The 16167-nt window shown below is 61.1% G+C and carries 13 protein-coding genes; 6 read left to right on the top strand and 7 right to left on the bottom strand.

The genetic code is table 11. The annotated features are described in order from the left end of the window. Positions 1-63: 63 nt before the first annotated feature. The 3 genes from BLW62_RS00745 (at position 64) to purD (ending at position 5850) form a co-directional block, all read left to right on the top strand. Entirely contained in the window at positions 64-1734 is a 1671-nt protein-coding gene (locus BLW62_RS00745; protein WP_090503635.1) for a ribonuclease H-like domain-containing protein, read from the top strand. Between the two features lie 3 nt (positions 1735-1737). Beyond that, complete coding sequence (locus tag BLW62_RS00740; RefSeq protein ID WP_090503631.1) at positions 1738-4434, top strand: DEAD/DEAH box helicase; 2697 nt, start codon at positions 1738-1740, stop codon at positions 4432-4434. 87 nt (positions 4435-4521) lie between these two features. Beyond that, positions 4522-5850, top strand: a complete 1329-nt coding sequence (gene purD, locus BLW62_RS00735; RefSeq protein WP_090503626.1) for a phosphoribosylamine--glycine ligase — start codon at positions 4522-4524, stop codon at positions 5848-5850. A gap of 5 nt (positions 5851-5855) precedes the next feature. On the opposite strand, the gene BLW62_RS00730 is transcribed toward purD, so the two are convergent. The 5 genes from BLW62_RS00730 to BLW62_RS00715 form a co-directional block, all read right to left on the bottom strand. Beyond that, positions 5856-6239, bottom strand: a complete 384-nt coding sequence (locus tag BLW62_RS00730; RefSeq protein WP_090503622.1) for a hypothetical protein — start codon at positions 6237-6239, stop codon at positions 5856-5858. Between the two features lie 84 nt (positions 6240-6323). Next, entirely contained in the window at positions 6324-7616 is a 1293-nt protein-coding gene (locus BLW62_RS00725; protein ID WP_090503618.1) for an MgtC/SapB family protein, read from the bottom strand. A gap of 211 nt (positions 7617-7827) precedes the next feature. Then, positions 7828-8103 (bottom strand): PadR family transcriptional regulator, encoded by a 276-nt coding sequence (locus BLW62_RS00720; RefSeq protein ID WP_076578009.1) that lies wholly within the window; start codon positions 8101-8103, stop codon positions 7828-7830. A gap of 456 nt (positions 8104-8559) precedes the next feature. Beyond that, on the bottom strand, positions 8560-8706 hold the full coding sequence (locus BLW62_RS18430; protein WP_168170928.1) for a hypothetical protein: 147 nt from the start codon (positions 8704-8706) through the stop codon (positions 8560-8562). Between the two features lie 454 nt (positions 8707-9160). Further along, complete coding sequence (locus tag BLW62_RS00715; protein ID WP_090503614.1) at positions 9161-9976, bottom strand: hypothetical protein; 816 nt, start codon at positions 9974-9976, stop codon at positions 9161-9163. A 271-nt stretch (positions 9977-10247) separates the two neighbouring features. Here BLW62_RS00715 and BLW62_RS00710 point away from each other — a divergent pair, with 271 nt between their 5' ends. Next, positions 10248-11270, top strand: a complete 1023-nt coding sequence (locus BLW62_RS00710; protein WP_090503610.1) for a lysylphosphatidylglycerol synthase transmembrane domain-containing protein — start codon at positions 10248-10250, stop codon at positions 11268-11270. 96 nt (positions 11271-11366) lie between these two features. Beyond that, positions 11367-12092 (top strand): DUF7117 family protein, encoded by a 726-nt coding sequence (locus tag BLW62_RS00705; RefSeq protein ID WP_090503607.1) that lies wholly within the window; start codon positions 11367-11369, stop codon positions 12090-12092. A gap of 37 nt (positions 12093-12129) precedes the next feature. Here BLW62_RS00705 and BLW62_RS00700 read toward each other — a convergent pair whose 3' ends face one another. Continuing rightward, positions 12130-13023 carry a bifunctional methylenetetrahydrofolate dehydrogenase/methenyltetrahydrofolate cyclohydrolase gene (locus BLW62_RS00700; protein WP_090503602.1) on the bottom strand — a complete coding sequence of 298 codons (894 nt, stop codon included), beginning with the start codon at positions 13021-13023 and terminating at the stop codon, positions 12130-12132. A gap of 189 nt (positions 13024-13212) precedes the next feature. On the opposite strand from BLW62_RS00700, the gene BLW62_RS00695 reads away from it, so the two are divergent. Then, positions 13213-14664 (top strand): APC family permease, encoded by a 1452-nt coding sequence (locus BLW62_RS00695; RefSeq protein WP_090503597.1) that lies wholly within the window; start codon positions 13213-13215, stop codon positions 14662-14664. Positions 14665-14821: 157 nt separating this feature from the next. Here the strand turns inward: BLW62_RS00695 and glyA are convergent, their stop codons facing one another. Continuing rightward, positions 14822-16069, bottom strand: coding sequence for a serine hydroxymethyltransferase (gene glyA / locus BLW62_RS00690; RefSeq protein ID WP_090503593.1), 1248 nt, complete (start codon positions 16067-16069; stop codon positions 14822-14824). Positions 16070-16167: the final 98 nt, after the last annotated feature.

The raw sequence follows: 16167 nt of genomic DNA, 5'->3' as shown, positions 1-16167 counted from the left end.
GTTTTGTTCACTTTCACTCCGCTGTCCAAACCCTCTTTATTCCTGCGGGCGTCCCGACGAGCGATGACCGCTCGAGTCGGTGCCACCGTCCTCGCTCTCCCACCGTCGGCACTCGAGAACCGTTCCATCGCGACGCTCGAGGACCTCGCGAGCACCCGCGAGCCGGACGCCGTCTGGGTGCTCGGTCCGTCTCGAGAACCGCAAGCGTTCGCCCGCGCGAGGAGCGTCTTCGAGGCGGCAGTCTTTCACCCGCCACTCGAGACGACCGGCGATGGGCCGCTTCATCGACAGCCACTCGAAGGAGACGAGAACGAGGCTATCGAGGAGGAGCGTGACGCGCTCGAGCTCACCGTCGCACCGAGTCTCCGAGCCATGGACGCCGATCGAGAGACCGTCTCGAGCGCGCTCGCCCGGAGATCCGCGGACGCAGACAGTCCACCGCTCGTCTGCGACGACGTGACGACAACCGTTCGACCGACGGCACTCGCAGCCGAACTCGAGGGCGCGAAAACGTTGGCGTCAGTCGCACCGACGGGGGCTGTGACGACCGTCCTTACTGGCGGCGAACCAGCCGGCTACGACGCCCTCTGGCACCTCGAGCCCGATTCCGGATCGGTTCGGGCCGTCGACCACGACCTGATCGGTGCCCTCGATCCACTGGATTCGGCGTCCGTCTCCGTTCGCGTTCGAGGAGTGGGGCCCACAGTAGGCTACGGCAAGAGCCGTTCGATCGCGACGCTGAAACTGAGCCCAAGCGGCGTTTCGGCCGTCGACACCGACGACGTGACCGATTTCGGACTCGAGGCAGTCTCCGGCATCGGGCCGAAAACGGCCACACAGCTCGCAGAACGAGGTGTAACGACGCGGACGGACCTGCTCGAGACTTCCTTCGAGACACTCACGTCACTCTCTGGCGTCGGTGCCGAACGCGCTCGGACGATGCACCGGCACGCGCAGGTGCTCGAGACCGGCGAAGCGCGCCGGCTGACCGACGAGTCGCTACCGGGAGAGCACTGGTCGACGCCCCCGCTGTGTCTCGATATCGAAACCGACGGCCTCTCGCCGACGATTCTCTGGCAGATCGGCGTCTACGACCCCGCGGCCGACGAGTATCGCGCGTTCGTCGAGCGTGAAGAGCCCTCGGATCCGGGACCGGTACTCGAGGCCTTCTGTGACTGGCTGCTCGGCGTCCACCCGAATCGCGCGCTGCTCACGTGGAACGGCTGGGGATTCGACTACCGACACCTCGGCTCGTTCATCGCGAAACACGCCCCGTACTACGCCGAGGAGTGGGAGTCGATTCCCAAGTTCGACCTCTACTGGTGGGCCGCAAAGAACGAGCACGCGTTGCTCCCCGGTCGGACGAACGAACTCGAGGTCGTCGCCGACGCGCTGGGTTTCGACGGCGCAAAGACTGGCCTCGACGGAGCTCAAACTGCCGCTGCCTACCAGCGATTCATGCGAACCGGAAAGCCACTCGAGTGGGAACGCCACGAAGCCTACTGCGAGGACGATTGCCGGGCGCTCTGGCACGTCTACGAGCGTCTGCAGGATGCGCCTCGAGCCGATGGGGCTTCTGCGGACGAGTCGACCACTGCCCCAGCGACCCGAGATCAAGCGACTCGGGACGCGAATCGCGCGGACTCGAGTCAGGGTGGATCCGACTCGAGTTCCGCTGCCACGGCGACGACGGAGACGAACGAAACCGAACAAAGCGGCTTGAGTGATTTCTAATCCATGAGCGACCAACAGCACTCGCGTTCTGAGGTTCCGGTAACCGGCAACGAACTGGTCGAAACCTTCCCCGGCTCGCCCGGTAGTGCGACCATCCTCGAGCGAGCAGGGCGGGAGGCGATGCGAGTTCCGAGCGAAGACGTCCTCAGAACCGACCTCGCGGACTCGCTCGAGCACGACCTCTACTCCCACCAGGCTCGCGCGCTCGAGGCGCTCGCACGCGAGGAACACGTCTGCGTCGCGACGAGCACCGCGTCGGGAAAGACTCGCGTGTACGCGCTGCAGATCGCCCGCAACTATCTCGCAGCGCAGGCTCGAGGCGAAGAATCGACGGCGTACCTGCTCTATCCGACGAAAGCCCTCTCGCGCGATCAGGAAGCCAGTTTGAACGACCTCTTCGAGGAACTCGGCCTCGACATCACCGTCTCCGTCTACGACGGCGACACCGAACGCGGCACGAACCGGAAGCGTATTCGAGAGGAGGCGGACGTCATCATCACGAACTTCGCGGGAGTGAACACCTATCTCAACGACCACGATCGCTGGGCGCGATTTCTCGGCGCCTGTGATCTCCTCGTCATCGACGAGTCACACACCTACACCGGCGTCCACGGCATGCACGTCGCCTGGATCGTCCGACGGCTCAAACGCGTGCTGTCGTACTACGGGGCTACACCTCAGTACGTGCTCACGAGTGCGACGATCGGCAACCCCGGCGAGCACTCGCAGGCGCTGCTCGACGAATCGGTCACTGTCGTCGACGAGGACGGCTCTCCGCGCGGACCGCGGGATCTGGTCCTCTGGAATCCGCCGCCGCGGAATCGAGACGACACGGCCGACCCTCGAGACGAGTGGCGCGATAGCGACGAGACCGACACTGACCGAGCGACGGGTGACGGCGGCGAGGGCATCCTCGAGCGCCTGCCCGCCACCGTCGAGGCCCCGCGCGTCTTCTCACACCTCACCTATCACGACGCCCAGACGCTGTTGTTCACCCCCTCGAGAAAGCTCGCCGAACTCTCCATCAAACGTGCCACGAAATATCGTCACGACCGGCAGCGATACTACACGAATCCCGAGCGATCGAGCGCCCTCGAGCCCTATCACGCAGGACACTCGCGGCGCAAACGCCACGGGACGGAACACCAACTCAAAACGGGCGTCCTCGACGGCGTCGCCTCGACGAACGCCCTCGAGTTGGGAATCGACATCGGCGAGATGGACGCGACGGTCCAACTCGGCTACCCCGGCCAGCGACAATCGTTCTGGCAACAAATTGGCCGCGCGGGTCGCGGAGACCAACGTGCGCTCTCCGTCCTGGTCGCCGAACACCGCACGCTCGATCAGTACGTTGTGAACACCCCCGAGTACCTCCTCGAGAACGACGTCGAGGACGCCGTTGTCGACATCGACAACGACGCCGTCTTCGCCCAGCACCTGCGGTGTGCTGCCAGCGAACTCGCGCTCGAGGAACGCGATGCGGAGGACTTCGCCGAGCACGAGCGACTCGAGCGAGCCGTCGAGATGTGGCGACGCGCTGGACACCTACAGGGCCACCTCGAGACGGGCGTTTCCTACGTCGGCCCGCCACGCCCCCAGCAGTCGATTTCACTCTACGCGACGACCGGCGAGGAGTACGAAGTCAGTCTCGAAGACGGGTGTGACGACGACGCCGATCCAGAGATGGAGCCGTTGGCGAAAGAGCGCGTACTGCGGGACTTCCACGAAGGCGCGGTTCGGTTGCATCAGGGTCGACAGTACGAGGTGACCGCCGTCGAGCACGACTCGCCACAGCCATCGGTGACGCTTCGGCCGACGAATGCGGACTACTACACGCGCACGCAAACCGACGTGACCGTGCTCGACGCGGTCTCCGAGGAGTCTCGAGAGATCGGTGACTTCACCCTGCACTTCGGTCGTGGGCGGGTGCTCGTCTACCACGGAACCTACGACAAGGTCGCCATCCACGGCGGCCAGAAGCAAGAACAGGCGATCCCGACCGACAACCCGCCGCTGTCGATGGACACGCAACTGTGCTGGCTCGAGGTGCCCCAGGCCGTCGAGGACGCCCTCGTCGAGAAGTACCGCGACTTCGAGATTCCCGAACTCGAGGACGGCTTCGCAGGGACGGCCCACCTCGGTTACGCGGGCGGCCTCCACGCTGCAGAGCACGCGACGATCGGCGTGGCCCCCCTCGAGTTGATGGTCGACAAACGAGATCTGGGCGGGCTCGCGACGCTAACGATTGATTCCCACCTAGATCCCGACGGGGGACCGGGCGAAGATGACCGACGCGAGAGACGAGCAACGGAGGAGGACGCGCCGGAGAACATCGCCGCGGCAGAGGCCACCGTCCGCGAGATAGCGATGGAACTCGAGCACCAACCGGCCAGCGGCTGGTTCATCTACGACGGTATCGAGGGTGGACTCGGCTTTGCTCGAGCCATCTACGAGAACTACGAGGCCGTCGCTCGGCGCGCTCGAGACCTCATCGCCGACTGTGAGTGTGGCAACGTCGGCGGCTGCCCCGCGTGCGTGATGGATGAACAGTGTGGAAACGACAATCAGCCGCTCCATCGCGGTGGCGCAGTCGACGTGCTAGATCAACTGCTCGGGAACGCGGACCCCGAGGCGCTCGAGGACCAGACGTCCGAGGAGGACTACGGCGGAGATAGACGGCCGCCGCTGTTTTACGCGTGAGTCGTAGCGACGAGTATCCACGTTCGTGGATATGTTCGACTCGAGAAAAGAGCAACACTTACAGGTTCGTGCGTTCCGCTATCGATCATGCCAGAGACCGTGCTCCTGATCGGCGGCGGCGGTCGCGAACACGCCATCGCTCGCGCGCTCGAGGATAGCGAGGCCGACCTCTACGCCTGCGCCGGGAATCGAAATCCCGGCATCGCCCGCATCGCGAGCGAGTTCGAGACACTCGAGACGACCAATCCGAAGGCCGTCCTCGAGTTCGCCGAGGAAATCGAGGCGACGATCGCCGTCATCGGCCCCGAAGGCCCACTCGAGGCCGGCGTCGCCGACGAACTCGAGGCTGCCGGCGTCTACGCCTTCGGCCCGAAACAGTCGGACGCTCGCATCGAGACGGACAAGGCGTTTCAGCGCCGATTTATGGATGAACACGACATTCCGGGCTGCCCGGATTTCGAGACGTTCGACGATATGGAGGCGGCCTGTGAGTTCGTCGACGAGTACGACGGTGACCTCGCGATCAAACCCGCCGGTCTCACTGGCGGGAAGGGTGTGAAGGTCATCGGCGACCAGGTGACACCAGAGGAGGGCAAAGCGTACATTCAGGAGTCGGGGTACGACCGAATCGTCCTCGAGGAACGACTGATCGGCGAGGAAGTCACCGTTCAGGCGTTCGTGGCAAACGGCGAGTTCCAGACCGCACCCGCAGTCCAAGATCACAAGCGCGCCTACGAAGGAGACGAGGGACCAAACACCGGCGGCATGGGCAGTTACTCCGCGGCGACGAACGAACTGCCGTTTATGACCGACGACGACTACGAAACGGCCGTCTCGATCATCGAGGCGACCGTCGACGCACTCGAGGACTACCGCGGTATTCTCTACGGGCAGTTCATGCTCACCAGCGAGGGCCCGAAAGTCATCGAGTTCAACGCCCGCTTTGGCGACCCCGAGGCGATGAACACCCTCCCCGTCCTCGAGACCGACTTCCTGGACGTCTTGATCGCGGCTCGAGACGGCGACGCGCCGCCGGAACTCGAGTTCGTCGAGCAGGCGACGGTCTGTAAGTACGCCGTTCCTGACGGCTACCCCACAGACCCGGAGGCCGGTGCGAAGATACAAATCGACGAGGAGAGTGCAGGCGACGCGCTCCTCTACTACGCGAGCGTCGAAGAGCGAAGCGCCTCGAGCGATCAGCACGCTTCAGGTTCTGGTGACGGCGGAATCTACACGACGACCTCGCGCTCGTTCGCTGTCGTCGGCCTCGCGGACTCGATTACCGAGGCCGAAGCAATCGCAGAAGACGCCCTCGCGGTTGCCGGAGACGACGGATTGCACATGCGCCACGACATCGGTAAACCCGACCTCGTCCAGCAGCGAATCGACCATATGGACGACCTCCGCGGCGAGTAAACCGCTTAGCCGCCTGCTTGTTGTCCGTACTCGTCGTCGAACTCGTCAGAGAACTCTTCGGAATCCTCTGGAATCGACGACTCGACATCCGATCGGATGTCAGACAGATCGACGTTCGAACGCAGTTCGTCCGTATCGATCGCTTCCTCGAGCGTCCCGACGTTGGTCACCGCCTGGATCCCGTTCTGATCGATCGCGCGTTCGATTTGATCTGCATCGATCGCCGCACCGATCGAGTCCTCGTCGGCCTCGGCCGCCGCACGGAGCGCTCTCCGGACGGCAAGGTATCCGACGAGGACGATTCCGCCTGATGCAACTGCCCCCGGGAGGCCGTAGCGTTTGTACCCGAACGTCACCGCCTTTTTGCCGACCGTTAGTGCCCCAATCATCGTCCACGATACTCGTGTCGAAGCGGTAAGACGCCGAGGCTTTCGTATGACGACGTAACGCGCGGCGGATCGCGACGTTTCGGCTCAAACAACGATTACGAGAGACGCGAGTGCACCCCCTAGTAAGAGCATCCCGCTGTAGGTTGCCACCTGCCTACGAAAGTTCGTGTTCGTCGACGTCGCTGCGAGTAACGCCTTAACGACGATACTCGAGACCGTTGCGAGGAGGATAGCGATCGTTGCTTCGGTCGCCCCGAGTTGGCCACCACGATAGAGGACGACCGCCGAGGTGGTCGCTCCGGCACTCGAGACGAACCCGCTCGCGACGGCAGTTGCGTAGAACCCAAGTGTGCCGAACCAGGTTTCGGCCAGCGAGCCGAAGACGAGCACCACGAGGAAGACGGCACCGAACGCGAGCGAGTTCTTTAGCGAGAACGGACTCTCGAGTTCGATCGGGCCGGATTCGTGCCAGTCTGCAGTCATCGCGGCAATGGCGAACGCGAGCACGATAACTGCACCGAGCGGAATAATTGACTCGAGCAGGATTGCCGTCTCACCGCCCATCGTAAATCCCACGGCGATAGCGAGATTTCGCGACGCCATCGCCGCGTTCGCGAGGAGAATCGCTGCGACAGCGTACGACGCGGCATCGGGGCGCTGTCGGACGTGATCGAGCATCGTCCCGACAACTGCCGTCGATGACGCTAACCCGCCGAAAAACCCCGTGACAGCGATTCCACGGCCGCCGTACGTCGAGACGATCGCGTAGTTGACGATACCGATCCCGGCGACTGCGACGACCATGAGCCAGATGACCTGTGGCTCGAGTGGAATCGTGAGACCGGCGATTTCGGGCGTCCACTCCGCTGGGAGGAGCGGATAGACGACGAACGCCAAAATAGCGAACTCGGTCGTCGAGCGCATTTCCTCTCTGGAGAGCCCCCACGCGAACTCGTGGAGTTCTCGTTTGAGCACGAGCAACAACGACGAGAGGACGGCGACGGCGACGGCTTCGACGACGAAGTCGGCTGCGACCAGTGCACCGACTCCGTACGCGACGAGCATCGAGACCGACGTCGTGAGTGACAACCCGGCGTTTTCCTCGCTCAGTAGCCCCTGAATTGCGAGCATGATCCCCTGAACGATGACGAGGATGCCTCCGAGGACGAGCAACCCTTCACCGAGTTGTGTCTCCGTCGCGAGCAGCGTAAAGACTGCTCCGAGCAGGCTAATGAGTGAGAACGTCCGAATACCTGCCGATTTCTGAGACCACTCTCGCTCCAAGCCGAGGAACATACCGAGTGCGCCGGCGAGTGCCAGCCGAACGACTGTCTCCTCGAGTGGCGCTTCGACGAGTTGTAACGTCACCTCGTTCACTAGCGGTGGTTCACCACGAGTGCATATATGCACGGTGGCGAAACGAGCACCGTCACCTCTCGAAAAGTGCAATCCGACACCAACTATATGCCAGCGTTCGTCCCGTCAGTCCGTTCGAATCGGAACAACCCTCGAACGGACCGTCGCTGACCGACCCCACGTGAAAAACGACGGCATCAATAGCGATTCCCGACCCTGACCGACCGACGTCCTATAGTTCGACGTACTGTCCTTCCCAGTCACGACGCGCCTCGAGTTCGCGCCGGCCGCGTCGAGTGAGCGTGTAGAAGTTCGTTCGCCGGTCACGCCGGCCTTTCTCTACGAGGCCCTTGTCGACGAGCGTGTCGAGGTTCGGATACAACCGACCGTGATGGATCTCCTTCTCGTAATACTGCTCGAGTTCTTCTTTAATTGCCAGTCCGTGGGGTTCCTCCTCGCCAGCGATGACGTACAGCAAGTCACGCTGAAATCCTGTCAGGTCGTACATTGGATAAGTACCACTTGCACTTACTGTCGAATTTTAATAAGGCTATCGGGTTGTTTCGACTGAAACAGCACTATTACAGACGAATGTTGCCATTTTCGATTTAGCCAAATGATAACGGCGGTGATGAATCGACACCGGAGGATAGGTAACGCTCGATTCATGTTTAGTGTCCGGGTAGATATTTTCCGTATTATTATACTATCGCGTAGCGAACAAACTCTGTCTACGGAGACGATGCTGCGTTACTAAAAAGCAGTGTTTTGACTGAGTGAATAGTATCGAAACAGGAAAGCAGATCGCGTGGCGGAAAAATGCCACGCGAGTGCTTGCCGCCCTGAATTGGTCCCCGCTGACGCTTCGGCCCTCCAAGCGAAGCGTCAGGTGAACGATTTTGCCGAGTGTACTTAAAGGTAACGACACCAGCCGGAGCGATGATACGTTCAGGTTCGATGACAATCAGATGTGTTCTTCCTCGAGAACCCAGCCAATCGCGCGTTTGTAGTACGTGAACATCTCTCTAACACCCTCGTGGTTCATCTCCTCGCTCTCGAGGTGTTCGGTGAGAAACTCATATTGCTCCCGGATTTCTTCTTCGTCTCGCATACGTCACACTACGGACGCGACACGGAAAAAAGCCCTCGCGTTCGCTCGCCCAGACCGTGACAGCAATCTCGAGTGTATCCGGAGCTGGCCAGTATGTGACTCATCACACATCGAGTCGTAGCAAGGACTGTGATGGTTTTAGGAGTCAGTCATCGATTAGTTCGTGAAACGGTTCGCGCGGGTGACGCTCGTCGGCAGACGACAGTACAATCTGACACGGGATACGACAACGGCCGAAAAAACGAACACGTCCGTGTAACTCGAGTGATGTAACACTGAATGACCGAAGCCAGCACCGTTTCTTCCCAGGAGTCACTAGTGCCAGTTCGACTCGAGGGAGTTAGAGATGGCTCTCACACGCGTGAGTTTGGACCGGGAAAAAACGTCTGTCACGGGGGTTTGACTGACGGAAAACACCACGAGGTGATGTCTTTCTGAGCCGACTCAGTGTGACCTAGAGTGCGTCGTCTTCGTCACCGTCGTCTGCCGCATCGTCTTCGTCGTCATCCATCATATCGTCGTCATCGTCCATCTCGTCGTCTTCGTCGTCATCCTCGTCCGCGGCGGCATCGTCGTCTTCGGCTTCTTCACCCAGCGTCAGCGTGACCTCTTCGTCGTCGCCGTCGATTTCGACATCGTCTTCGGCTTCTTCGCCTTCGTACTCAGCGGTCACCGTGTACTCGCCGTCCTCGAGGTCGTCGAATTCGACCTCACCGTCTTCGTCGGTTTCCTCCTCGAGTGGGAACTCCTCGTCATCATCGTCCTCGTCGTCGTCTTCGTCATCCTCATCGTCATCGTCATCTTCGTCGTCGTCCATGAGGTCGTCATCGTCCTCATCCTCGTCCTCATCGTCGTCTTCGTCGTCTGCGGCCGGGTCGTCGTCTTCCTGAATCGACGCGTCGGTTTCGGCTTCTTCCGGATCGTCATCTTCCTCGTCTTCGTCCTCGTCATCGAGGAGATCATCGTCGTCTTCGTCGTCATCCTCGTCCTCATCGTCGTCCATGAGGTCGTCGTCGGCCTCCTCGAGTTCGACGGTCGCGCCTTCAACGGGTTCACCGTCGTCCTCGACGGTTACCGTGAGCGCATACGTTTCGTCACCGTTGTCGTCTTCGTCGTCCGTATCGTCTTCCGTCGCTGGATCTTCCTCTTCTTCGGCTCCGTCGTCATCGTCGCCACCGTTTCCGTCGTCGGCACAGCCGGCGAGGACGAGTGCACTTGCGGTACCTGCTGCGGCCACGAACTTACGTCGGTTCAGTTCTGAATCGGACATATCTCTGGATAGGACGTTCCCGTTGGTTTCAGTGCGGCCTGCAACTGCCGCCTGTTAATCACGTATTGAACATCCTCCAAGATGGTGTGACCGTCACCCCGGAAAACTGGTTTTTCGGTAATTGGCGATAGAGCGACACATCGGGCCGTTACCGGGGCTTTTCGATGACTCTCTATTTCTCCCGAGTTTTTCCTTTCTTCACTGATAAGTAATAAACATAATGGCCACTAAATTCATAAAATAGTTGTATGGTTGGCGCGTTGGTACGTACGTGAAGCGTCGAATGGCCCTCGGATTCGTGTTCGCCCTTACCCTCCTCGCCCTCCTCGTCTATTTCGTTGGCAGGCAGGGAATCGTCGACGAGTTGTCCGGCGCCGACGTTCGACTGCTCGGTTTGGGATTCCTCTCTGGGTTACTCGCACTCACGTTCCGTGGCATGGTGTGGGAGCGATTTATCACACTAGTCGACACGACGATGTCCCGGCGGGTGATCGGCGGGGTCTTTCTCAGCGCGATGTTCATCAAATATGCAACGCCGTACGGCCAGGTGACGACAGAACCGTTCGTCGCCTACCTGGTCGCTCGCAACGGAGAGATGGCCTACGAAGATGGACTCGCGAGTATCCTCTCTGCAGACCTCTTGAACTACGTTCCCTACTATACGTTCGGCTTCCTCGGCCTCACGATAATCACCGTTTCCGGTGCCCTCAGTAACGGAATGGTCGCGCAGTTCACAGCCTTTGGTGTGTTGTTCGTCGTCGTGACGTCGGTCGTCCTCACCGTCGTTCGCCGCCCGTCGCTCGTCTACAGAATCGTGCTTGGGCTCGCTGGCATCGTCCGTGTCGCCACCGGGCGGTTCACGGACCGATTCGCCACGCACCTCTCGGAGGTAACTATCCGAGAGCGCCTCGATCGGTTCTACACGACCGTCGAGACGATCACGACCAACAAGCGCACGCTCGTCGTCGCGACGATCTACGCCCACCTCGGGATGGCGTTCCTGATGCTCCCCGTCTACATCGGCGCGATGGCGCTTGGCCATCAACTATCGTTACCCGTCGTCGCCATCGTCGTCGCACTCGGCAAACTGGGAACCGTCGTTCCGGCACCCGGTGGAACGGGTGGTGTCGAAGCAATCGTCACCGCCGGACTCACGACCCTCGGTCAACTCGACCCAGCGGCGGCGTTCACCATCGCACTCATCTACCGGCTCTGTACGTACTGGCTCACGATCGGTGTCGGTGGCATCTCGACCGCGAATTTACTCATCCGAGATTCCTACACGAGTCACTGATGGCGATTCCTGTCACTTCCCACACGACGGACGCGCTCGAGCGAGGTCGACCGAGACTCCGGTGTGGTTTTTGGGCTCCCGGACGTACGTCTCGCCATGAAAGTACGGGGCGAGCGCGAGTGCACTGACTGTGGAACCCGGTGGTCGTACTACGAAACCGGCGAGATCGATTGTCCATCGTGTGGGAGTCTCCACAGCGTCGGCGTAAACGAACGCGCCGAACACACCGACCTCGAGGTAACGTTCGACCTCACGGGAGTCCGAAACGACCTCGACGAACACTCGAGTGACGACGTCGCAGACCGGGCGAGCGAGGAGTGTCGCGAATACGTTCGTCGACGCGGCTTCATCGACGGCGGATCGTTGCGTGATCTGGACGACACGTATCTGGCCGCATCCGAGTTACGCCACGTCTCTGACACCATCTCTCGAGCCCCCCGCCTCGAGGAACGCGAGGAACTGTACTTCCTCTCCTTACTTCGCGACGCCGATCAGGGTGAACGCCCACCGGCAGCCGAAATTCCGCCGTCGCTTCGCAGCGCTCGCGGACTCGCCTACGCGACCGCCGTCGACGAATACCGTCGAGACGTTCGAACCTGGATCGACGACGATACCCTCACGAGTACCGAACGAGCCACCCTCGAGACGCTCGACGATCACGTCACACGTGTCCGGATGCTCGATGGCGACGTTGCACCGGAACGAGCAGATCAACTGGTTGACGCCACACGCGACCTCGCGAGCGGACTCCGTGGGGACGAACAGGCCGTCGTACGGGCGCAGGATCGACTCGAGACACTCGAGTTCGACGACGCCGTCTAGATATGGAGAGTAACCTCTCTGTCGAGGAGAGCGTCGTTCAGGGAAGCGACACGTCGATCTCTTCTTGGAGGCTCGCCGCTTTAACCGTATTATATAGTAACATCGCGCGCGTCATCGGACCGACACCGCCGGGGACGGGCGTGATCGCGCTGGCGCGTTCGTTGGCGCTCTCGAAGTCGACGTCACCGACGAGTTCGTATCCCTTCTCGGTATCTGCCTCGACGCGATTGACACCGACGTCGATGACGACGGCGTTGTCGCCGATCATCGACCCGTCGATCAGTTCGGGAACGCCGACGGCGGCGACGACGATATCCGCATTGCGGGTCTTCTCGCCGAGGTCGTCGGTTCGGGAGTGACAGACCGTCACCGTTGCGTTGCCGTCCTCAGCCTTCTGAATCAAGAGGTTCGCGAGCGGCTTGCCGACGATTCGCGAGCGGCCGACGATCGTCACGTCCGCCCCTTCTGTATCGATGTCGTAAGCCTCGAGAATCTTCTGGACTCCGTGGGGAGTACAGGGGCGAAAGCGGGCGTTACCAGCGACTAGCCGGCCGACGTTCTCGGGATGAAAGCCGTCGACGTCTTTAGCGGGATCGATTCGGCGAATGACCTCTCGGTAGTCGATATGATCCGGGACAGGATCCTGGACGAGGTAGCCGTGGACATCCGGGTTGTCGTTCAGGTCGTCGATCGTCTCGTATAGTTCGTCTGCAGGCGCATCTCCGGCGACGTCTACGTGGTGGCCCTCGATGCCGACCTCCTCGCAGTCGCGTTGTTTCATGTTCACGTAGGTCTGGCTAGCGGGATCGTCGCCCATCAGGACGGTCGCCAGCCCAGGTCGCGCACCCACGTCGGCTAGCGTCTCGATCGCGTCTGTCAACCCGTCTCGGATCTCGCTCGCGACAGCGTTGCCGTCGATGATCTCAGTCATTACTCGAGTGGGCGACCGCGAGGCTATTCAACCCTCGGGTTCGTGCCCAAAATCTCCACGCTCGCTAGCCACACTATCCACGAATGTGGGTATCGTGTCGACGATACGCTCGAACGATACGCAGACTTATCGTATGTTCCAATAGGTAGGTTGAAGGCAGATGGTATGGCATGTAGTAGCATAACATCGATGGCTACTGACGATTTCAAACTGATTACGGAACGGGTGGGACCAATTGCAGCAGTGGCACTTCTCATTGGGACGGCAGTTGGAATGAGTATCTTCATCGTCCCGACACAGATGGCCGCCGTCGCTGGACCCAGTATCGTCCTGGCGATCTTACTCTCGGTAGTGCCGATGGTACTGGGAATGTTGTTGTTGTTACAACTCGGTGGTGCAATCCCAGTCGCCGGTGGCGCGTACGTCTACGCCTCGAGGCTTGTCGGGCCGTACTGGGGATTCCTTGGGGTTGCAGTTCCGGTGATGTCGGTGTGGGCGTACCTGTTGTTCGCGGCACTTGGCTTCGCCGAGTACGTCCCGGTTTTCGTCGAGTTACCGACGTTGCTGTCCGTCTACCTCCTACTCGGAGCGTTTCTGGTGTTTAACTACGTCGGCGTTCGTCTCGCCGCGAACATCCAGATCGTCCTCGTCTGTCTGTTGATCGCGGCGATGATCACGTTCGTCGTCGGCGGCTTCACGTCCTTCGATACCGCGAACTTCGAACCGATGTTCCCCGCCGGTGAAGGCGAACCGTACGCCGACGGATACGCTCCCTTCTTCCTGGCAGCCGTGACGCTGTATATTCCGTTCCAGGGCTTCGCGATGATCATCGAGATCGGCGAAGAACTCGAGAACCCGGCGAAGAACATCCCGCGCGTCCTCGCAGTCGGGATGGCACTCGTGGCAGTGTTGACGATTGCCGTCATCATCGCCCTGGTCGGTGCCGTACCGTGGGAGGCGATCGCTCAAGACGGTGAGGCCGTCGATGGTGGTATCGCGGCCGTCAGTGAAGGCATCTTACCTGGCTGGGCGATCGCGTTCGTCGCTATCGGCGCGCTCGTTGCGGCCGCGACGACGACCAACACGCTGTACACGTCCTATTCGCGGACGATCATGCGCGCGGCCCGTGACGACGTTATCCCCGAGTTCTTCGCCGGGATCGACGATCGGTTCGGAACGCCAAACCGTGCACTGTTGTTACTCGGGCTCCCTCCGTTACTCGCCGCCCCCCTTATGGGCCCCTTCGGAGCAATTCTCACCGTCGACGTGTTGGACTGGCTCGTGACCGTCACGGTCACCGGGATCTTCATCAGCTTCATGATTAGCGGAGTCGCGCTGTGGAATCTCCCGAAAATATTCCCGGATCGGTACAAGTACTCGTTCTACCGACTCCCGATGCCGGTGCTCAAAATCGTCGCCGTCGGCAACGTCGTCGTCTCGGCGGTGTTCATGGTGTTCGTCGCACTGGGCGCACCGTCGGCACTGGTGCTCCAGTTCGGCTGGATTCTGGTAATGTCGTTGTTGTACGTCTACCGAATTCGGACGTACGGCGACGAGGACGAAGATCTCCGCGAAAAGATGTCACTCCTGCACAAACACGAGTCGATCGGTGCCGACTCGAGCGACTCGAGCGACGACTGAGACAGAACACTCACGTCTCCACCAAACGGTCGCCCGCTATGGAAATCGGTGTCGGTACTCGGTGGAACCGCTGGATGCCCGCGGCAAGTAGGCCGGGACAACGATTAGCGGAAAAAGGCGACACGACCGAACGCTGACGATCGACCTACTCGACTACTTACTCGTACAGCGGATTCGCGCCACAGAGGTCCTCGACTTCGCTTCGAACGTCTTCGATGACGGCTTTGTCTTCGGGGGCATCGATGACGCGGGAGATCAACTCACCGACTTTGCGACAGTCGTCTTCGTCGAAACCGCGAGTCGTCAGTGCGGGCGTGCCCGCGCGGATACCTGACGGGTCGAACGCCGAGCGCGTCTCGCCGGGAACCGTGTTCCCGTTGAGGACGATACCCGCGTCCTCGAGCGCTTCCTCGGCGTCACCGCCGCTCGTGTCGGGGTGGCTCTCGCGGAGGTCGACGAGGACGAGGTGGTTGTCCGTCCCGTCTGAGACGAGCGAGAAACCGTTCTCGACGAGACGTTCACCGAGGGCCTTCGCGTTGGCGACCGTCTGGTCGGCGTACTCCTCGAATTCGGGCTCGAGGGCTTCCTTGAAGCCGACGGCCTTGCCAGCGACATTGTGCATGAGCGGGCCACCCTGTCCGCCAGGGAAGACGGCGGCGTCGATATCGTCGGCGTACTCTTCATCGCACATGACGATGCCGCCGCGACCGGCGCGAATGGTCTTGTGGGTCGAACCGGTGACGAAGTCGGCGGTGCCGACCGGCGAGGAGTGAACGCCCGCAGCGACGAGGCCGGTGATGTGAGCGATGTCGGCGAGGTGGAGTGCGTCGACGCTGTCGGCGGCTTCCTGAATGCGTCCCCACTCGATCTCGCGCGGGTACGCGGAGTACCCCGAGACGATGATGTCCGGCTCGAACTCCTCGGCCTGTTCTGCGAGGCCGTCGTAGTCGATGTAGCCCGTCTCGGCGTCGACTTCGTACTGCTCGACGTCGTAGAGTTGGCCGACGAAGTTCGCCGGGTGACCGTGACTGAGGTGTCCGCCGTGAGTCAGATCCAGCGAAAGAATCTTGTCGCCTGGCTCGCAAATCGCGAAGTAGACGGCCTGATTGGCCTGGGTCCCCGAGTGTGGCTGGACGTTGACGTGCTCGGCACCGAACAGCTCTTTTGCGCGGTCGATGGCGAGTTGTTCGACGTCGTCGGCGAACTCACAGCCGCCGTAGTACCGGGAGCCGGGGTAGCCCTCGGCGTACTTGTTCGTCAGCGCGCTTCCCTGCGCGTCGATGACGGCTCGACTGGCGTGGTTCTCGCTCGCGATCATCTGCAGGGACGATCGCTGGCGTTCGACCTCACCCTCGAGTGCATCTGCTACGGCGGGATCGACCTCCCGTACGTGCTCGTGTTCCATGTCCGATGTGCCGGCTGGCGAGTGTATAAGTGTACCCGTCTTCGGCAAGTGGGGCCACTACTTGGCCTCGAGAACAGCGGTTCGGTCACGATTCAACC

The sequence above is a fragment of the Natronorubrum sediminis genome, assembly GCF_900108095.1.
Lineage (GTDB): Archaea > Halobacteriota > Halobacteria > Halobacteriales > Natrialbaceae > Natronorubrum > Natronorubrum sediminis.
The sequence above is the reverse complement of the archived record's forward strand: the minus strand, read 5'-3'. Positions and strand labels throughout refer to the sequence as shown.